23 protein-coding genes are annotated in these 20,173 nt (G+C 36.7%); all 23 read right to left on the bottom strand.

Annotated features, from left to right (window positions below; all coding sequences use genetic code 11):
- Positions 1-18 precede the first annotated feature (18 nt).
- The gene (locus NHG49_RS11180; RefSeq protein ID WP_258125982.1) at positions 19-1,746 is read right to left on the bottom strand and encodes a DUF2460 domain-containing protein; all 1,728 of its coding nucleotides are present in this window, start codon (positions 1,744-1,746) and stop codon (positions 19-21) included.
- 16 nt (positions 1,747-1,762) lie between these two features.
- Positions 1,763-3,121 carry a hypothetical protein gene (locus tag NHG49_RS11175; protein ID WP_088609091.1) on the bottom strand — a complete coding sequence of 453 codons (1,359 nt, stop codon included), beginning with the start codon at positions 3,119-3,121 and terminating at the stop codon, positions 1,763-1,765.
- A 13-nt stretch (positions 3,122-3,134) separates the two neighbouring features.
- Positions 3,135-3,512 carry a Low copy number virion structural protein gene (locus NHG49_RS11170; RefSeq protein ID WP_258125976.1) on the bottom strand — a complete coding sequence of 126 codons (378 nt, stop codon included), beginning with the start codon at positions 3,510-3,512 and terminating at the stop codon, positions 3,135-3,137.
- Between the two features lie 13 nt (positions 3,513-3,525).
- Positions 3,526-3,900, bottom strand: a complete 375-nt coding sequence (locus NHG49_RS11165; RefSeq protein WP_000464285.1) for a hypothetical protein — start codon at positions 3,898-3,900, stop codon at positions 3,526-3,528.
- 44 nt (positions 3,901-3,944) lie between these two features.
- A complete protein-coding gene (locus tag NHG49_RS11160) occupies positions 3,945-4,328 on the bottom strand; it encodes a hypothetical protein (RefSeq protein ID WP_098251998.1) in 384 nt (127 codons plus the stop codon).
- Between the two features lie 10 nt (positions 4,329-4,338).
- Entirely contained in the window at positions 4,339-5,883 is a 1,545-nt protein-coding gene (locus NHG49_RS11155) for a hypothetical protein (protein WP_242289971.1), read from the bottom strand.
- A complete protein-coding gene (locus NHG49_RS11150) occupies positions 5,880-6,563 on the bottom strand; it encodes a hypothetical protein (protein WP_098103072.1) in 684 nt (227 codons plus the stop codon). The genes NHG49_RS11155 and NHG49_RS11150 overlap by 4 nt, the downstream gene beginning before the upstream one ends.
- Positions 6,560-9,583, bottom strand: a complete 3,024-nt coding sequence (locus tag NHG49_RS11145) for a phage tail tape measure protein (protein ID WP_258125972.1) — start codon at positions 9,581-9,583, stop codon at positions 6,560-6,562. The genes NHG49_RS11150 and NHG49_RS11145 overlap by 4 nt, the downstream gene beginning before the upstream one ends.
- Positions 9,584-9,617: 34 nt before the next feature.
- Positions 9,618-10,052 carry a hypothetical protein gene (locus NHG49_RS11140; protein WP_258125971.1) on the bottom strand — a complete coding sequence of 145 codons (435 nt, stop codon included), beginning with the start codon at positions 10,050-10,052 and terminating at the stop codon, positions 9,618-9,620.
- Complete coding sequence (locus NHG49_RS11135) at positions 10,004-10,534, bottom strand: hypothetical protein (protein ID WP_258125970.1); 531 nt, start codon at positions 10,532-10,534, stop codon at positions 10,004-10,006. Before NHG49_RS11135 ends, NHG49_RS11140 begins: the two co-directional genes overlap by 49 nt.
- Positions 10,535-10,591: 57 nt before the next feature.
- Positions 10,592-11,194: a hypothetical protein gene (locus NHG49_RS11130; protein WP_000118564.1), complete on the bottom strand. Its 603-nt coding sequence runs from the start codon at positions 11,192-11,194 to the stop codon at positions 10,592-10,594.
- A 12-nt stretch (positions 11,195-11,206) separates the two neighbouring features.
- Positions 11,207-11,629 (bottom strand): hypothetical protein, encoded by a 423-nt coding sequence (locus tag NHG49_RS11125; RefSeq protein ID WP_097815002.1) that lies wholly within the window; start codon positions 11,627-11,629, stop codon positions 11,207-11,209.
- A 4-nt stretch (positions 11,630-11,633) separates the two neighbouring features.
- A complete protein-coding gene (locus NHG49_RS11120; RefSeq protein ID WP_000099343.1) occupies positions 11,634-12,044 on the bottom strand; it encodes a phage virion morphogenesis protein in 411 nt (136 codons plus the stop codon).
- 6 nt (positions 12,045-12,050) lie between these two features.
- Positions 12,051-12,419: a hypothetical protein gene (locus NHG49_RS11115; protein ID WP_258125968.1), complete on the bottom strand. Its 369-nt coding sequence runs from the start codon at positions 12,417-12,419 to the stop codon at positions 12,051-12,053.
- On the bottom strand, positions 12,416-12,952 hold the full coding sequence (locus NHG49_RS11110; protein WP_097815005.1) for a hypothetical protein: 537 nt from the start codon (positions 12,950-12,952) through the stop codon (positions 12,416-12,418). Before NHG49_RS11110 ends, NHG49_RS11115 begins: the two co-directional genes overlap by 4 nt.
- Positions 12,952-13,116, bottom strand: a complete 165-nt coding sequence (locus NHG49_RS11105; protein ID WP_000869889.1) for a YqbF domain-containing protein — start codon at positions 13,114-13,116, stop codon at positions 12,952-12,954. Before NHG49_RS11105 ends, NHG49_RS11110 begins: the two co-directional genes overlap by 1 nt.
- 171 nt (positions 13,117-13,287) lie before the next feature.
- Positions 13,288-14,274: a phage major capsid family protein gene (locus tag NHG49_RS11100; RefSeq protein ID WP_078183147.1), complete on the bottom strand. Its 987-nt coding sequence runs from the start codon at positions 14,272-14,274 to the stop codon at positions 13,288-13,290.
- 16 nt (positions 14,275-14,290) lie between these two features.
- Positions 14,291-15,493, bottom strand: a complete 1,203-nt coding sequence (locus NHG49_RS11095) for an XkdF-like putative serine protease domain-containing protein (RefSeq protein ID WP_258125966.1) — start codon at positions 15,491-15,493, stop codon at positions 14,291-14,293.
- A gap of 113 nt (positions 15,494-15,606) precedes the next feature.
- Complete coding sequence (locus NHG49_RS11090) at positions 15,607-16,125, bottom strand: phage head morphogenesis protein (protein ID WP_078186933.1); 519 nt, start codon at positions 16,123-16,125, stop codon at positions 15,607-15,609.
- Between the two features lie 113 nt (positions 16,126-16,238).
- Positions 16,239-17,717, bottom strand: a complete 1,479-nt coding sequence (locus NHG49_RS11085) for a phage portal protein (protein ID WP_258125963.1) — start codon at positions 17,715-17,717, stop codon at positions 16,239-16,241.
- Positions 17,718-17,786: 69 nt separating this feature from the next.
- Positions 17,787-19,064 (bottom strand): PBSX family phage terminase large subunit, encoded by a 1,278-nt coding sequence (locus NHG49_RS11080; RefSeq protein ID WP_258125962.1) that lies wholly within the window; start codon positions 19,062-19,064, stop codon positions 17,787-17,789.
- On the bottom strand, positions 19,057-19,881 hold the full coding sequence (gene terS, locus NHG49_RS11075; RefSeq protein ID WP_258125961.1) for a phage terminase small subunit: 825 nt from the start codon (positions 19,879-19,881) through the stop codon (positions 19,057-19,059). The genes NHG49_RS11080 and terS overlap by 8 nt, the downstream gene beginning before the upstream one ends.
- Positions 19,882-19,902: 21 nt before the next feature.
- On the bottom strand, positions 19,903-20,082 hold the full coding sequence (locus NHG49_RS11070) for a hypothetical protein (RefSeq protein ID WP_048563265.1): 180 nt from the start codon (positions 20,080-20,082) through the stop codon (positions 19,903-19,905).
- Between the last annotated feature and the right edge of the window lie 91 nt (positions 20,083-20,173).

The following is a 20,173-nucleotide window of genomic DNA, read 5'->3' as shown; positions in this document are numbered from 1 at the left end:
GCTTTCCCCCTTTCGTTTTTAAATGTCCTCTTTATAAATCGCTAACCCAATAGGATTAAACGGAGAATTTTTACTTGTGAATGGTGATACCGCAGTTGTGGGCAATGTATAACGATATAACTGCGCCATTTTATAACTAGCAGTAATTTCCCCAAGCGGAAATTCTTTAAATATCACTGTTTTGTCATCTGGATTATAGACATAATCTGTTTTCGGTATTTCTTTACAATTCATAAAAATGTTTAACGTATCACCTTGTGGTTTATGTTCTAAATGAAATATAGTCGTGGCACCATCACCGTTACCAAGCACTTCATTTACTACTGTTTTTTCAATTTCTAATTCATCCGCTTGTTGAATGTTCTTAGGATGTACCGCATAAACATCATCTAATTTCCCTACATAGCCATCGTTTGGATGAACAATATAAAATTGAGATAAATGATATTTATTACTGTACATTGAAGGATTAAAGCGACCTTGACCACTATCAATCTCAGAATTATGAGTAATGAATGCTAGATAATGCTGTTGATACATAGCCCCTGTTAAAGATTGGGCCAACATGGGCGATAAATTACCACCAGAAGTATTTTGGCCATAGTCGATGTTAGTTTCGCCAATTTTCTTCGTGGAATTATTAAATTGTTCTCCTTCGCGGCAACCGCCCATGATAATTAAATTTTTTTGTGGTTTATTATCAAAGGTGTGCATTTTTCCAATATAAAGCGGAACAAATAAAGCTCGGACAGGACTTGGCGTCGGATCTATTCGCATAAACATAACGATACGATCTTTATTTGCGTTTCCATACATGTAAACAACTGAATCTCTCTTCCAATCTTTTGTGAATCGTTGTTCTGGCGTGAAGCTTAACGATGTATAAGGTGACGCATTAATAAAATTGATAGATTTAAAAATTTCCGTCATAACACTTATTGTATTTTGAACATCAAATCTGGTTTTTGCTGTAAGAACATCTTCTAATACACCATCTTTATTTGGTTCAAGTAATCTTATTCCGGAAACTTTAATGTTGTCAGAACTTGCAGGCGCGGATTTGAAAATAATACTACCGCCAGTGAATGAGTACTCATTTCCTGTTACAACAACGTCATTTTTATAAACTGTAAAACGACTTTCATCGAAATCAGCAAATGGTAATGAGAATGTTGTTTTCGTTCCATTTCCATTCCCTAAATTTGCTGCTTCATCTGTAGATTTAATTTCTTTTTCGATGAAATATCGCGTATACGTGAAGAAAATCATATCATTAGATGGTTCATATGCATCATTGGCAAGACGGTATTCTGCAGTTACCTTTCCACCCTTTGCAATTGGACTATTAAACTTAATCTTCCCTGTTTTACTATCGACTGTATAAGAACTCTTATCTTGCAAAACACTATTTACATAAACTAATAGTGATGTTGAGATAATTGGGAAAGCAGGAATATTAAATTCTGTTTTTGTCCCATCCCCGACTCCTAGATTTCCTAATCTAGATTCAACGGAAACGTAACGTGCATCTGCAAAATCTGATTCCGCAGTATCGTATGCTACCGCAAAACCGAATCTGCGTCTTTCTAAATCACTACCTAACGATTCAAACAATCTCACATCAATATATTTACTAGAATCGCTTCGAATACGGAATAGTAAATCTCGTTTCCATCCATTTGCGATATACATTTTTTCTAAATCATTCGGTAACGTTTGTAAATTAACTACTTGATCGAACCACATTTAGTTTCTCCCCTTATCACATTGATTTTTCGTATATACCTAAACCAGCTGGACGATATGCAGTTGCTGGCATTTTCGTAATTGGTGAAATTGCATCCACTGTAAAGAAACGATAAATATCATGAGAGTCTGGACAAGTATCTATTCGGACTTTTAATTTGTCGCCATCTAATAATCCTAATGGTGATAGGAGAACGATATAAGGCATGTAGCCACGGACACCTTCATCTGGATGAACGATATAAGCGCGTGAAGTATGTACTCTACCACTATATAAAGATGGATTGAATTGATATTTATATTCATCATTGTCATGACTTTGCCATGCTGACGGGTATTGTCCACCGTTTTTTCCTTTACGATCTGGTGGCATCATATTACTAGGGACATTCCACGCAATATAGTGGGCTTGATATCTTGCTCCGAATCGGGAACGTTTTATAATTACATTATCAATACCGTTACCAGGGCTTTTCGGATATGTTTTTGTTCTTGGCATATATTTCGATACATCTCTAAAAGGTTTCGGGTTTTCATAATCAAAAGTATGAGAGGAAGATTCGTCGCCTTCATCATAGGCGCTACCAGCCCATAGAGCATCCGCAATTGTATCATCCGCTGCATAACTTTCTAACCTGCCCATATATACCGGTATTACAGGAACGACGTTATTTTCAAATGCTGGTGTTCTGTCTGCTTGAATTAATAATACCGCTCTATCTTTATCAACTTGACCTGTAATACGAACTAGTGAATCTGGCCACCAATTTGTATCTACATTTACATTTTGTAATCTTGGATTTCTAAAAGTACACTTTACCCAAGGTGACATCATGAGTTGCGGAGAATCAGAATACTCATAAGAATAAGTGTAATAAATATCACCAGTAGTCGGATTTCTGTTTTCATTTTTTACTTCTGTAACCTCAGCTAATTCAACATCCATTATGGATTTAGTTTCATATCCGTCTTGAGCGCCCATAGTGATTAAACTGTTATCTTTATAATTTGGGAGTTGTTCGATCATATATAGATACATACAAGAGCGATCTTTATATCCTGGGTTATTTTCTAGATAAGATTGAAGTTCTGTTTTTCCTTTATCTGTAGATAAATCTATATCCAATTTTATTTTATTCTCCCAAGCCCAGGTCTGAACAATTCCGTACATGCCACCATCCGAATTTTGTAAAACAACATGTTTTGCACACCAATATTTATACAATTTAGTAATGTTATTTTTGCTTCCTTGCTCTTTTTCTTTATGAATGTATTTATAAAAGGTTTTAACTTTTTTCCAACCATTTTCAGTCATTAAATTTATAAGCTCATTTTGAAATTCTGCTTCTGTAACGATTTTTTCAATATATGCCATAGATTTCACGCTCCTAATCCTTTAAAAGTTGATAATTAAGCCATACAGTTTTTTTCTCTGCAGATACATTATGGTATTCGAACTTTAACTCTGCATTGGCAGGTATAGGCTTAACGATGGAGAAATTAAATCCCTCCGGCACATCTTTTACATAAACTTCTTTAAATACTTGCTGGCCATTAATATATAAGTTCCAATAGTCCTTATCACTGTAATGTGAAGCAGCAACAGAAAAAGCAATCATTTCGGTTTCAAATGGTAATGAAAACTTATCTACATGCATTCCATCATAAATACCAATTCTCCGCCCCTGGATAAATGGCTCTGTTTTTGTAGGGAAGTAAGGTGCGTCAAATCGCCCACCAGCCATATAGTTAACAGAAAAGCTCATAAAGTACTCTCCTTTATCTTAAAAAGTGAAGTTCAAACCATACCGTTTTATCAAGAATGCCTTGATTATGGAATCGGAATGTAATTGTACTTCCTGCTTTTACGGATTTGTAAACCATAAAGTGCATACCTTCGGGGATGCGCTTTGTATAGATATCCTGGCAAACAGTTTGTCCGTTCACGATTAAATCCCATTTATCATCTAATTCGTACATGGAGGAACTAACACTAATTGCATAAATCTCCATATCTGCAGGTAATACATATTTCACTTCATCCGTTTTATATGATGTAGAATCCATAATGAATCCAGGTACGAATGGTTCCGTTTTTGTTGGATGAAAAGGTGGATCTAATCTTCCGCCAGCTAAATAGGTTGTTTCAAACAAGAGCATTCACCCTTTTCCATGTATTAAAAAATTCCCGTGCATCATTACGACACATCGGGAATTGGTAAATCAGAGAGCATACCGTTACCTTTATTTAAAAGGCGTGGCTGCACACGCTCTAGCTGTTTTTGTGCATTATATATTAATTGTGTTTCCATCATCTTTCCTGTTATCTTGTGGGATAAAATAACCTTATCTAACATACCGTTGTCGTTAAAAACTAAATCGTAATAAAGATATTTATCTCCATCAACAGCAGATAAACGAGCACCATCACGAATGAGGGTATATCCCTCTGTCATACCTTCTTTAAATACGTTATTCGGGTCATCGCCAGGCATTGGTTTTCCACCGCTGTAAAATTCTCTATCAATTAATCCTTTCATCAAATACATAATCGGATCATATAAGTTCTTTTGCATTATCATCATATCACCCCTAATTTACCCTTGTGACAGACCATGTTTTTGCAGGACGTTGAATATAATATCCATCTGGACCTATGTTTTTTCTATCAAACGTTAAATCTGGAATATCACCATAATCAAATAGAATATTATTCTGTGTATCTAACACTTGCATTCGTCCTGTAAGCCACCTTAAAGGATTTCGTACAGCTTCAAATACAACTACATTTACACCGTATTCGAGCGGGATATCAACATATGTAGGGTTGTTTCGGATAAGGTAATTTTCTTCTATCAACCTATCATTGGCGTAAATATTTATTACGTCACCATCTTCATAATCATAATCCCAAAGTTTTAACCGTAAGGTATCTACGTTTACTGTGATTCCGCTTATGTCTGTATAAGGAGTAGGTTCGTATCCATAGTTAACTGTTAAATCTAAAGTTTGATAGAAACCATCATCTGCTGAAATCATAGTATTAATACCTTTCACGAAATAATTCCATTGTTGGCCAGAATCTCGGTTGTAAACAGAAATTACATCAAACAATTGAATCCTTGGATCACCAACTACCGCTACCGTTAATGTCCTAAACTTCTGGATTGCCTTTAAATGATAAGCTGCAGCTACTGCTCTTCTTGCAAAGAATGTTGTAGCCCAAGGAACTTCTATCAGTTCCTCACGCAAATCCCCTTGCGATACATTTTTTAATAAAAACGAATTAAGAAATCCGTTTGCGTAATCTCCACATTTAACAACAATACTATTACTGATATCCTGATCGGTTAGCTGCATATCTAATGAAATGAGGTTCTCACCTTCATTAAAGTTAAATTTTGCAGGCTCGTTAATGGCATAGTCCGGCATTTTCATAAACGTACAACTTCCATCTGGTTCATGTTTAATATAGTGGAATGTTGTATCTATAATATCTCGGACAATTTCATCCCATTTTTGAAACCTCTTTCCAGTAGCACCTTCAACAAGCCAACTTTGATTGGTACCAGGTATGTTTACGGGACTACCATGTAAGACAACCCCTGCTTTTTGGAAGAAGAATTTCACAACATCATAAACATTTCCAGTTGGTGCGACAATTTCATCCGATCCAGGTGTTGGGATTACTGATTTATGTAGAAGTTTCTTATAAGATGTTGTACAAGTGACTGAAATAGTACCACTTTCGGCATTTACCTTCACATCAGATACCAAACCATGTATATAAGGTAAAACCTCTTCACCGTAGCCAATAGATACCTTAAATTCTGTTTGTGGATACAGTTGATTTGTATTTGTTACTTCACTGTTATAAAACCATTCTTGAATAGAGGAAAACTTACCATACCAATTATCAGGAGCCATTTGACCGTATTCATTTGCAAAGGTAATAGTAAATGTACTTGCGAATTGGTCTGCGTTCTCCTGGACTTCTAAACCCGTTACACGGTGTTGAATTTGGACGTAAGAAGAAGAGTCCCTTTTTTTCATAAAAACAATTAAATTAGGGGAGTTATTTCCTAATTGGAAATGACTCCCCAACATTCTAATTAAAGATACAGAACCTTCCCTCATATGCCATCAACTCCAACTCCTGCTTGTGCTGTAGATATTAATTTGCATTTCGCTATTACTAATGTGCCTTTTCTTATTGTATCTACTTCGTTAGGCGGGATAATACCCCCGTATGTACCGTAATCACCAGTGATAATATGAGTACGATATATTTCCCTCATGAAATCACGCCAATATTTTATATCTCTAAATAGCAGAGTGAATTCTACTTCGCATCCTTTATTACCAGCACTTTGAAAACGCGGATATCCATGCATAACATTGTGAGTTTTTAAGCCGTCTAATGACTTTGGCATCTTTGTTTGCTCAATCATTGCAATGTTAGGAACATACCCAAATGCATGATAAGAAGCTTGGCTTACATAGGCTACATCAGAAGCACCATAGCCTATTGTTGTAAATTCAATTGTTTGCGGCCCTGCACCAACAAATATTTCTCGTGCTTCCCAAGCGTAAGGCCCTCTTGCTCTAAACCGTTCAATACCATTTACCCGAACAATAAAGTATTTATTCGGCAGCATGCCATCAGAACCAATAGGAACTTGGGACATAAAATGAAAGTTATATGTCCCTGGCCATCCAAAAGTAATGGTATATTGTATTGTGTTTTTTAATTCTACTATCTCTTCAAAGAGGTAATACGAACCTGCTTTTCTATGCAATGTTTTTAATACACTCATACATTTCGCACCGCCATTCCCATTAGATCATCAGCAACTACGTTTTGTAGCAGCTTTCTCATTTTTACAAAGTCATCTGCAGATTGTAATTTTTCAACAGCGACTCTAAATGTAGCATTTTGAATTGTTACACCCTTATCCGTTTTCTTCTCAACGTGGGTTTGTCCAGCATATGGATGTGCTGTCTTACCAATTAAATCAGCAGAGCGTGCTCCCATTTGTCCGATTTGAGTAGATACATCGGTTACTAGTTTCATTGGTTTAGGTGGAACAACAGCTTTATTTAGTAGTTCAGAAGCTCTATCTACTGCAGGGATCATGTTTTCCATACCTACACCTAGACCTTCTGTAATAAATCCACCAAATTCCATCATTAGGCGTGAAGGACTTCGAATACCAAAGAACTTCTTAACTGCTTTTGGAATTCCGCTAACTACGCCTTTTGCTTTATCAGCTATCCAGCCACCCATTGCAGCCATACCTTCACCGATACCAGCAATGATGTCTTTTCCCCAGCTAACTGCTTCTTTTGCTACATTTTTTACAATAGATCCTACTTTGCTAAATACATCTTTTACGATATCTACAATACCTGTAAAAGCTCCCGTAATAGCTTTCTTAATTGCAGTAAAGCTACTTACTATGAAATCTTTAATAGCTCCAACAACACTAAAAATAGTATTTTTAAGTCTATTAAAATTATCAACTACGAAATTAACAAAGGCTCGAACTGTTGCAATGATTGTATCTTTAATAAAATTCCAGGCTGCTTGAATGAAATTCTTAATCGCAGTCATTACGGTAATGATTATATTTTTAATAAAGTTGAATGCATTTTGAACAGTGGTTTTAATGAAATTCAATACAGTAACAAATACTGTTTTTATAAAATTCCAGGCTGCAGAAATTATAGTTTTTATAACATTCATCGCTGTTGAAATCACATTTTTTATAAATTCAAATGCAGCACGAATAAACGATTTCAAAAAGTTAAGGACAGTTGTAAATATCGTTTTAATGATATTCCACCCAACTCTAAAAATCGTTTGGTATGCTTTTATATAAAATGAGATTACATTTTTAATAACTTCTAAGGCGAATTTAACAACGCTTTTTAAGATATTTAAAGCGGCATTAAAAATGAATTTTATAGCAATCCACCCAAGCTCGAATGCTTTTTTCCAGAAATTAATGTAAAACTTTATAACTGCAGCTATACCGCGCCAGGCTGCTTCGAGCATTTTTCCTATAAATGATACAGAAGCATGGAAGACTTTTTTCGTTCCTTCCCAAAATCCAGAACAGAATTTAGATAAACCGGACCAAGCGGATTTTGCACCTTTTACGGTTGCGTCCCACCCCTTAGAACATGCGTCACCCATCCATTTAACGGCTTGTTTCGTATATTTAACAACGGAATCCCAATTTTTGTAAATCAAATAAACTAATCCAACAATAGCAAGTATGGCAATTGTCCAGGGATTCATGAGTAGTGTCATTGCAGATCTACCAAGTATAGCGAGCGCTCTACCTATTGCATCAAACATACCAATAAGTTTAGGCCCTACTTTTAAAAGTCCTGCAAATGCAGTGCTACCTAGGAAAGCTACTGCTCTTCCTATCATAGCGAACATACTTATTAATCTTGGCCCGATTTTTAATATACCTGTAAACAGCAGAGGAACCTTTGTTAATACTGGTACAAGAAATCTAAACGAACCGACAAATGCACCTACTCCACTTGTCATAAAGCCCATCATGGCGACTAATGGTCCTAATACTGCAACCATACCTAAAATTGCTACGATACCAATTTGGATTGGTTTTGGAATAGAACTAAACGCCTTTGCAGCTACTTCTACAGCTTTGATAATGGGAGGAAGAGCAACTTCTGCAATATCAAGAATTGCTTGGCCTAGCGGTTCCAAGGATGCCATTGTAGTACGAGTGAGTTTTTGCCAGCGAACACCAAATGCTTCTTGCTGTGTCTTCTGCATTTTCTTCATACTGCCGTCAACATCGCGTAATGCACCATCGGCATTAGTAAGCCCTAATACAGCTTCAGCTCCCATGTCTTCCCATTTAGTACCGAATACAGCAACACCAAGCTGATTGGCTTTGACTTTATCGTCCATTTTGCCTAAATCGCCAAGTACTGCGTTAAATACATCTGCAGCAGTTCCTTTGCCTTTATTAAAATTGTCCCAAACCTTTTGAGTTTCTGGACTCATTTCTGCAAAGGCTTCTGTGACACCTTTTGATCCATCTTGTACACGAATACCGAATTCTTTTACAAGGTCGTTTACGTAATCGAGATTGTATGAACCATCTTGCGTTCCATTTGCCATAATGGTAAACATCTCTTCTGCAGAAAATCCTGCTTGTTTAAATAAAGGCGCGTATTCGGAAATGTTATCAAACATTTCGTTTGAGAAGTTTAAGCCTGCTTGTCCACCAGATGCTAAAAGGTCAAATGTCTCTTGTGCATCTAACCCGAACTGGTTCATAAGCTGTCCGGCCCCTCGTGTAACCTCATTAACATCCGCGTCAAAAGTTTTTGCAAGAGTCATAGCACTTTGTGTAGCACCCTGCATTTCATCGAAAGAAAGATTCTTCATGTTTTGACTTACTTGTATTACAGCTTCATCAACTTCTTGAATACTTTCTCCAAATCCATCTTTCCATGTCTCTTTTGCAACATTACCCAGCTCTTTTGTAGCTTCTTTTGATAAACCAAGTGTAGATTCTAATTTTCTATTAGAAGCATCAAAGTCAGAAGCTACTTTAACAGCTGCAGCACCAATACCAGCTAAAGGTAGTGAAACACCAGCAGTCATGTTAGTACCAACATCTTTCATTTTGTTACCTACATGACTAATGGATTCCCCTGCTTTTTGGAACTTATCATGCATTCCGTTTGCAGTCTTTTGTACTCGATCTTCAAATTGTTGTAAATCTTTATAAGCGCCGTCTGCTTTAATACCAATCGTTCCGAACAGTTGGAACATTTCAGCTAACATTTATGCACCCCCTTTTCTGGGGCCGATAACCATTTTATTCTTCATCGTCGTCTTCCTGGAATTGAGCCATAATTTGCTCAACATGTGCTTCACACTCTTCTTTGCTCCATACTTCACCCATTTCATAAGATGATTCCTTATCATCCTGGTTATCAGTTAGTCCAAAGGCTTTTAGATAATCATCAAAAGTAGTACCCTCTTCAAGTTGACGAGTTTGAAAACCAATGAACGCCATCTTCTTCCACTCGTTTAATTCTTCTTGCTGCTCTTCTTGTGCAATTAAAGAAAATAGGTCCATTAAACGCGAATACGGTATAGATAAGACGTATTCATCTGTCCATCCATACCGCTTTTGGATTTTATCGAAAGCACGTAACATGTTTTGTTCGGCTCCCTCTAAATATTCATCTGAATTTTCGTTTAAGCTAGTTTCGGAGCCGCTGCTGGAATCACTGCTGATTTGCTCCATTTCTCGCTCTGAACTTTCACTAGTCCCTTGACCTGGTTGAAAAAAGTCATTAGGTCTTCACTTTCTAATAATCCCTGTATAACAGCAACCATTGCTTCAGGAGGGAATTGACGAAACTCATCTGCTTTTACTTTTAATAAACTAGCAAAGAACTCTGTAAAATCATCTTCACAAGCAGGAATCATTGTTAAAACACGGAAAGCGAATTCGAATCCTTTTTGCTGCTGCTTCTCTTTAAGTGCAGCTAATTGCGCTTGCTTTTCTTCTTCCGGAAGAGATTCAGCTACTTTAGTTAGTTCATCCATTTCTTGCTTATCCTTACCGAAATCAGCAAAATTTGCCATTGCGCTGCGTCCAACCTTCGAAATAATTTTAGCGAATCGCCAAACATCCGTTACATTTAATCGTCGCATCGTCACTTTTACACCTGAAATTGTAATTTCTGTACCTGTATTCATCATTTTTTCTAAAATAGATGTCATTCCGTTCTCTCCTTTTAGCTTTTAGCTAGTTTTATATAATAGAAAACCGACTACCATTTATGCGGTAGCCGGCGCTTTAAGTGCTGCTGTTTTCTTTTTCTTTGGTAAATAGATTTCATAAGGCGGTGTATTTGGTGCAGATTCACTGTAATGACCAATGAACTTGCATTTCAATCCAACCGTTCCTTTTCCATCTTTCAAATCAACTTCAATAGATGATACTACCAATGCATTTCGAATAACGAAAATAATTGGCAAGTCGCTTCCTGAAACCATCCCAATCAAAGCAATATCATGGTAACTTGAATCCGGAATTTCATTTGAAGGCGTTAAAACATCGTAACCCTCTACTGTTGTGCTATCTACCGTCATCCCAGGTAAAGCTAACTGCAGGTTTTCTTTTGTAAACTCTACTAATGTAAGTTCTACATGCGGTTCATCTTTTAATAACCACTTGCCGCGCACCATCTTACCTAATACACCATCAATATCTGCATCATAGTACTCACGATCAAAACCTACTTTGGTTCCGCCTGTAGTTGCTCCGACCATTGTTCCTAAATCTTTTACGCTTTTAAAGTCTTTGTACATGACACCAGGGCCGATTACAAAATTATCAGTTGTCCCTTCACGGACACCGTTAATTAATTTCCAGCTCATTCGTTCTACCCCCTAATACAAGTCCGTTCGAATCGTTCGGACAAGAAATTTCGCATTTATATGAATGATAGATGGGTCTTCATCCGGTACTGGCAGTTTACCTGCACGATGTATAGAAAGTATCCCATCATCTTTTAAACCAACTTCCCTATCTAGTAACTTCTCAATACGTGTAGCAATTAACTTCGCCTTATCATAATCTCCGTTATCACAATACACATCGAAATTTAGAATCATACGATCTATAATTTCAACATCATCCGGATTATCTGCTTCAATTCTCATAACTACATAAGGCATTTCCATATCATCTTGTGCAGTTTGGAATGTAAGAGCAGGGCCTTTATCTTCACCTTCACCATATTCCGATAGATTTGTCTTTATTATTTCATCACTCTCAACAAGCTTTCTAATAGCTGCAATAGCATTAGACATACAATTACCCTCCCATTTGCCTTTTCAGTTCTCTGCGCTCTTTTTCAAACGTTTTAACCAGAAATGGACGGGCTTCTATATTACTCGTACCAGTTTCAAGCCATATTGCTTTTTTTAAGTCACTTCCTACTGCGCCCAATACCTCTGATTGCGACCTTTTAATGTTGTACTTAATAGAGTTTAATAAGTCACCAGTACGAACAGCAGGAGCTTCACCTGGTTTAGAAGCAGTATACTTACGACTGGTATGAGGTATCTTGTATTGTTTACCGCTACGGCTACCTGTGAGATTCTTTTTAACTTGATTTTGCAAATGAATAGTTGCTGCTGTTACTTTTTCAACACACATAGCGTTAATATGCGTCTTTACTTGCTCCATATTGCTTGAGAACTCAACTTCTACTGAACTAGACATATAGAATCACACCTTTTCACAATAAATCTCAATGTGATGATTCATAAACGCAGGATTACGTGGTTCTCCTTTTACTTCAAATGTATAATCAACGCCTAAATCATCATCTTTGAAAAAGATACGATCATTCGGCTTAATCTTGTAAGAAGCAGGTGCATATATCTTAAAGATTGTATCGAAATTTTGTTTATCACGTTTAAATCTCTCATTATCAGCAGCAGAATTAGTAGTTACACGGCAAATCATATTCTCGTAAATTTCCCCTTCTATTTCTGCATAATTGCCAGAGGATTGTTTCTTTCTCTCTTTTCGTTTTACAACTACTTCATGAATATATAAATCATCCATATCACCATCGTCAAAGTACATGCTCATGTGGCCATCACTGGCTTAACTCTTGCTCTAAACGCTTTTAAACCATTAAGTATCTTATTATTTGTAGCAGGTTCGTCTAGCGCTTCTGGGCTAATCTGGTACGAATAATCCCCTATACTTTCGGATGTCTTCATACCTTTCCGTTGTAATTTAGCACGACCTACTGCAGAAACAACCAAATCGATAATGCATTTCTTCATAAGTACCTGCAGATCATCGTAATCTTGTATCTTATATTCGAATTCATATAATTGATTTTCGGATAAACCATAAACAATACGGCCATTTACAGTAATAGAATCGGTCATATCTTGTTTTGAACTAACATGAGTTACTTTTGCTATAGATTCAGCAGGAAAAGAAAGCCAAGCTAGTTTACTAGTATGGATGATTTCTTTCATTGGGTTCTCCGGCTTTACTCTTAAATACTTTTTAGTAATAACCGTATAGTAATCTATCAGTTCTTGAACAACTGTATCAGGCATCTTATGCACATTTACGCGGTCTTTAATGTCCTGCATGGTAATATCCATTATGTTTCTTTCTCCTTCTTATCGACTTCTTTTACAAGTTCAAAATGTCCAGTACTTACAAGGTAATCAGCTTTATCATTTGAAACTGTTTCCTCTTGGCCATTCTTAAACTTTTGTCCATAAGCGGTGTAAGTGCCACCGTATCGCAGCGTAACTACTTTCATGGTTAACACCCCTTTCACGAATGTAAACTATTACATGAAAGTTTACATTCGAATTATTGTTTTTATTGGTTCTATCTAGTTTTCAATTAAAAACAAGAAAATATTAAAAAAGTATACATTCAAAACCCTGATAACAAAGGGTTTGTTCCCATAAAAAAATACGCCTGGATATTAAGCTCCAAACGTATCCGGAATATTTGTTAGGATTGCTACTGCATCCATTTCTTGAATAACAGCATCATCGTCAAAATGAATTACATAGAATCGTTTATCTTCCATTACTGCAGTTTTACCTTCTGTAGTTTTACGAACACGAGTGTCGTATGTATTAACTGCAATGAAGTTTTTTGGATCTGCAAGAATAATAACATCGTCTTCTAAAGATGGAACCGTAACAATTCCGTATCCCATTGGTTTATTAACTTGATCTCCTGCTCCAAGTAACGCAGCATCACCAGCGCCAGTAGGACGATTTGTTAAATACTCAATCCATTTCTCTCTACGGCTTGGAGACATAATCCAACGTAAATTGCTGTTTTTATATTTATTTGGCATTGCACCGGATAAAGCGAAGATAGAACCTTTTCCAAATCCATTCGCTGCCGCTGCTTCACCTGTACCAGTTACTAACTTAGTGTGATCGACAATATGAGATTCTTTCGATTTCTGGATTTTTTTCAACCATCCATCATTGATAGATAACATTCCGTCTGAAGACTCTGTATCACCATTCCAATGTAAATCCTCTAAATCGATACCTAATTGAGTAGACATAAGAGCCATTACAGTATCTTCATAGCCTTCACCTTCAATATTTTCACGGAGTAATTCTTCTGTAATCTCCCAAGGTAAGCGAATAGCCTTTGTATTGTACTCAATTTTAGAAGTTTGAACACCTGCGCGATAATTATCATCACTATTTTCCGTTTTCTTACGTAAGATACGGCCGCCAATTGCGATTTTATCTAATTCACCCTGTTTTGCTTTACGCAGTTCTTTACGGTGTAATTGTGAGAATGGTGTTGTATCGAATGCCATTCGGAAGAATTCCTTACTTTGTTCTGGATTTAATAGCCCAGCGGCTGTTCCTCCTGTCGTCATTGTGCTTTTTGCAATTCTTTGCATATGAGCTAATAATTCCGTGTTAGTCATTGTCATAGTGATAATCCTCCCCTTACAGGTTTAATCCTGCCCATTTAGATTTTTTAATTGGTTGTTGTCCTGGTGTAACTTCTTCATCTGGATCTAAGCCTTTACGAATAGAAGCAGCATTTTCGATATTCCCAAGACGTTCAGCAAATGGTTCTAGCGCTTTATTGATAACTGCCGCAACTTTCTCTTCCTCTGTTTGCTCTTCCGGCGTCGGTTCTACTTCTTCACCATTCACCTTCTTTTCAATCTTCTCTAACTTAGTAGCTAGTGGTTCTACTGCTTGTTTAACAATCTCTGCAATATCTTCTACTTTCATTTCTTCTTCCCCCTCTGGTAAAGCAGCTTCTTTTATTTCACTAATTAAAGCTAATGCTTCATCTAATTTCGCATGATTCTTTTGGGATAAAACTTTCCCAGCTTTTTTAATATTTTCTAATACAATGTTTTCTGCTTGTACACTGTCTTCGGATTTCGCAATGGTATAACCGCCTTTAATAGAAGAAAGGATTTCCTTCATATCATCAAGAGCAGCTGTCATCCGATCGATATCGGGATTGTTCTCCCAAACTTCCCAATAGAACACATCTTCGAACAAATTAAAAACAGCACGTAAATCACGATTCTGTCTTTCATCTACAAAACAATCTTTAACTTCGCCCTTTTTAATCTCGTGTTTCTCACCTTTGAAGAAACCGACCATTTTACGAATAATACCTTTCTCTTCATGAGTAAGATCATCTGCTTTTGCGATTTCTACACGCTCACCAAATCCACCCATAGAAAAACCAGTAACTTCGCCCTTTTTAATTTCTTCCCATGTGTCTACATCATCGACACGTACAGTCATGAGCCATGTTCCTGCTTTTACTTCTTGTTCGCCTACTGTCATATCACTTTTAGCAATCCAGTTTTCAACTACTGTCCCTTTACCAGCGATTTCATCGTGTTGTTTATCGATGTGTTGGTAATTATCCATAAAGGTATATGCAGCCTTTTCAATTTCCTCTGCGGTCATTGTGTCTCCGTGCGAATCTTCTACATCTGGTTCATATACCACACCCGTAACAAGCTGTTTCTCTTCCTCTGTTTTAAGGATTGGAACTTGCTTTGATATATTTGGTTGTTTAGCAGATGCACTCTTCATAATGGCGAATTGACGACCGTTAGCGCCCTTTGTAACCAATGAAACATAACTAATATTGGCGTTTTTTAGTTCGTAACCCATTGTTTTACCTCCTTCCCTATAAATATTGGGGTTCCACTGTCAAAACGCATAGCAGCCAATTTAAAGCCGTATACGTTTTGACGATGAAACCCCAATCAAATAGGTGTATTATATTACTCTTCTGAAATCATGGTGCAGCGACAATGAGGATGAGCTGGCGGACACATCTTTCCATTACTAAATAAATCATCAATATCTACCGTTTCCCCATGTAAACCACCACATTCTTTACAAACACGCTCATCGTTGCCTGTAAGCCATGTTTTCTTGTTTCTATTTGCACCCTTATAAGCGATTAAATTGCCGTAATTCATTGCATATGTTGTTTCTGTGCGTGCAATCATCATTGCTCTATAGTTACTTGCTTCTGACATCACATCTGCAATAGAAACACTTAATGCATCAACACCCATTCCCTCACTAAGATTCTTTAACATTGTCTCTCTTAATCTATCTTTAGTGGTTTCATGGATTCCTTTTGCTAATTCAAATGCATAAGCAGCAACCCATTTTGCAGCAACGTCACCAATTGGATCTAATACCATCCAGGTTAAACCATTTGATGCAATGGTACTTTGTACAAACTCTGTAACATCATCCTGTAGTGTGTCCGTGACTTCATCAACAAACATTTGTCGTTCTTCATCCCAATCCACACTATCCAGAAATTCATCAACTTCCGCTTCTGCAATTACAACATCAATCTCTTCATCTGCTTTATTAATACGGATTACGGGAAGCAGGTTTAAGAGCCGTTTTCCCTGCTCGGAAAAAAATCAGCTACCTTTTTTTGCATAGCTTTCTCTATTTCTTCATGCTTTTCCCTAAATGCATTAATAGCAATTAAGTTATCTTGCTCGTTATCTGCAGCTTTTGCAATTGGTTCAGGCGGAGAAGATTCTGTTTTACCATCAAAGAATTTATCCCCTTCCGGTACAGGTTCATAACCTACCACTTTACGGGACTCATTCAGTTTTAATATTCCACCCTCATAACTGTCTTTTGCATATTTCAAATCTGCTTCACGATCATCCGTATCGATTTCATTTAATTTAAAATGCCAATCTAAACCACCTAGCATTTCAGAAAATACACGGAACAATTGATTGTTTAATCGATGTTCTAATATTTCTTGGCCAGGTTCAATAATAGAACGCTTGTACATCTCATTCATTTCTTTAGCAGTTGTTTGTCCTAATGAACCTGTCATAGCCCAACCGATACGATAAGGTGGTACACGATGGGCCACACATATCTCCATTGCGCTATCCTGCTTATACAAACGGAAACTACCTTCTTTTACATCAGGGCTGACTTTTTCCAATCTAGCTTTTGCTCCTGGTGGAACAGGAACTACGGCCAACTTATGATGTTCTCCCTTTGTTTCTGCAGAGAAGAACGCTTTTAATTCATTTTCCGTTCCCTCATCTATCTCATCGATTCCCTCAATAAATAGCAGAGCATCTGGAATAGTCTTGCCCGTAAAAAAGTTAATATTGTAATCTCGCACTGCTTGAGAGCCAACTATTGAGCCAATAGAACTAACGTAATTAGGTATCCCATAATAAGAAGAACGAGAACCGAATTTGCGAATAACAATTACTTCCCCGGCTTTTTCTGTTCCGTTTTCTGCAATGTCTTCTGCTCCTAAAGGTTGACCATCAACAAGGCTATAATCATCTGGATAACCGAACTTTTTAAACCATCGTTCTTTGTTACTTACGATTTGAGCAAAGCGAACTTTATCTTTATGAGCACGAACTGTATGAGCTGGAATATGGTATAGTTTTGACGGTTCACCTTTGTTATTACGAACAACTTCAATAATGCCCCAGCCAACTGTTTCGTAATCGTCCCATACAGCTCTTATGATTTCGGAGCTTGTCATTTCTGGATTACAATTCCGCATGAATTCCTTTAACTTTTTATATTGCTCCTGGCTTGCAGCTTCTTTCACTTCTTCAAAAGGAGCAAAGTCGAAACCGACACCCGCAATATCATCGACTTTTGCGCTAATACAAGCAGAATGAATAGGATTACTTTCCTTTATTTCCAGCAATACCGCCATATCATAAGGAGGTTTAACTAATCCCTTATCACCATATATTTGAGCGAATGGATCAACTGCCATTTGCTTGCTGTTGTCTTCCTTATTCTTCGGATCATCCGCTGCTTTATTAATACCAAATACTTTTACATTCTTAATTGTTTTCTTATCGCTCATATCGTTTGTATGTCCTCCTTTCTTCTATTAATAAAGAGCAAAAGAAATAGCCGAACAATAAATGTCCGACTACACTCTTTTCACCTTTCCACCCATAACTACTTTACGTTTACTCATATCGTCCTCACATGCATAACGGGTCATGTCGATACTATGATTATCTTTATCTTGTAATCTATTTTTGGGATTACCATCTTTATCAACTTCATAATCAATATTTTCAAATTCACCTGCAGTTTTTGGACAACGTTCGGGGTCAATTATAATTTCTTCTAAATCGTCTAACCATTTTTCCCCGTATTCAACAGAGCCAGGGCCTTTAACTGCTCCCTTGATTCTCTTAATACCATGATCATTTTTCATTTCATCAATTGATTTTGGTTCCGATGAATCCGCAATTATCTCGACATCATCCCAACCAAGTTGTTTAATCTTTTCAGCTAATGAGCGGTTACTGATTTTAACTCCATGTATTTCACCGAATATATAAAGCTTTCTGCGCGTTTTATCATAATGCATACGACCAAAAGACAGTGCGTCATTCCCATAACCCCAGTCAATCCCTTGACGTATATTATCAAATGATTTGATTTCTTCATCTGTAATACGTCTGAATTTAAGGTTACTAAATGGAACAACGCCACTGCCTGTCGGTTTCCCTTCATATTCATGTTCATATTGCTGTGGTTTAAGCCTTTTTGTTTCTTCTGCTTCTTCCACGAACTGCTTAGAAATATGAGGATTATCATGATATGTACTATGATGTACAAATGTATTCTTTGGCTTGAATTGCGTTTCAAACTTCTTATTAACCCAGGACTGTTTTCTCTTTGGCGGATTATATGAATAATACATTTTGTATCGCAGTCCATTCGGTAATTCTTTACGCAAAATAGACTTCTCTATTGTAGAAACATCTTCTTCTAATTTAAATTCGGCCAACTCTTCAAACCATGCAATAGCAACTGGATACTTCGCTATTTTTATAGATTTGATTTTTGCAGGATCATCAGCACCACGGAATATGATTTTATTCCCACGTGGTTTATAAATGATTTCCATTGGACTTTCTTTAAAACGAAATAAATGCTCTACACCTAATAGCTCTATCGCTTCTTTTATTTGCTCGTAGCAGGATTCCCTTATTGTATCCTTTACTTTACGTATGCAAAGAACCGTAATAGGAAACTGAATAAGGTCCATAACGATACAAATGGATATATCAGTAGATTTACCCGAACCACGACCGCCCTTACAAACAATTTTTAATATCGATTCGCATTTACGGGCTAACCAAACTTGATGAAATGCTGGCGGAAGTATATCGGCTATTTGTTTTTTAGACATTTAAATCACCACTGATATTATCTACAATGATAACTGGCTCAATATTATTATCATCATTATTAGTGGATTTAATCTTATCAATTTGAACCTGTATAAATTCAAGTTTAGCGCGTCGCTCATCATCTATATTTGCTAATCTGTCAAAATCTCTAATAAGAGCAGACAAAGTAGAAAGGGCCTTAGATTGAGCATTTAAGAAACTCGCTTGTTTATCCCAAGCAAATTGAATTTCCCACTCTTCTTCAAATCCGCTTTCACTAAGTTTTTTCTTTCTTAGTTCCTTTGTCATGTCCTCTTTATTATTAACAAACATAATACGTTGAGCATGAATGATTTGAGCGTGCTGCAGCATTATACTTTCCCACAAAATCGATAATGGATCGTTGTTAATCGCTTCCTCTAATTCTTCTTTCAAATCATATAATTCTTTTGGTAAATACTTTCTATATAAACCATGTGTAGCAGCATTACCATTACGCAGTGGAGCAGAACCACCAGAATTACCGACAGCATTTTTATTACCCTTTTTAGCTCCACCACGATTGTTTACAGCATTCTTATTACCTTTGGGTGCTCCTGGTTTCTTTTTGGAGTACTCCGTTTCTTTCTTTGGAGTACTCCGTTCATTTTTATGAAGTACTCCATTTAATTGCTGCATCCATTTATCTTTTGTTTTCCATCCACCTACTGTTTTTTCATTAACAGTTCGTTCGGATGTAGACAACAATTCAGCAATTTTACGATTCGTAATATTACCATTATGTTCTTTAAATATCTCATACGCTTTGTTACGGTCTGGACTTCGTTGTCTGGCCATAATTACATAACACCTGCCCCCTTATCCAATTGCTTGCACTTCCTTCTCTAAACACTCAATGCATATATGAGCTTTATCCGTATTTACTTCACGGATATATGTTTTATCAAAATGAGTAATAGTTAATGGCATTTTCAATGTCCACATGCAGGGTTCATTACAAACAGAGCATGTAGGAACGTTTATAGTTTCTTCTTCCATTTACACCACCTCACGGTAAACCCTAAATTAATTATTGTAATTCCTAATATTAAGATGTAAAATAACGTTATCTTATATGCGCTTAAGATAG

This window comes from Bacillus sp. IBL03825 (assembly GCF_024712505.1).
In the GTDB taxonomy this organism is placed as follows: Bacteria; Bacillota; Bacilli; order Bacillales; family Bacillaceae_G; genus Bacillus_A; species Bacillus_A wiedmannii.
Note: the sequence above shows the minus strand (reverse complement) of the source record. Positions and strands in the feature narration are given on the sequence as shown.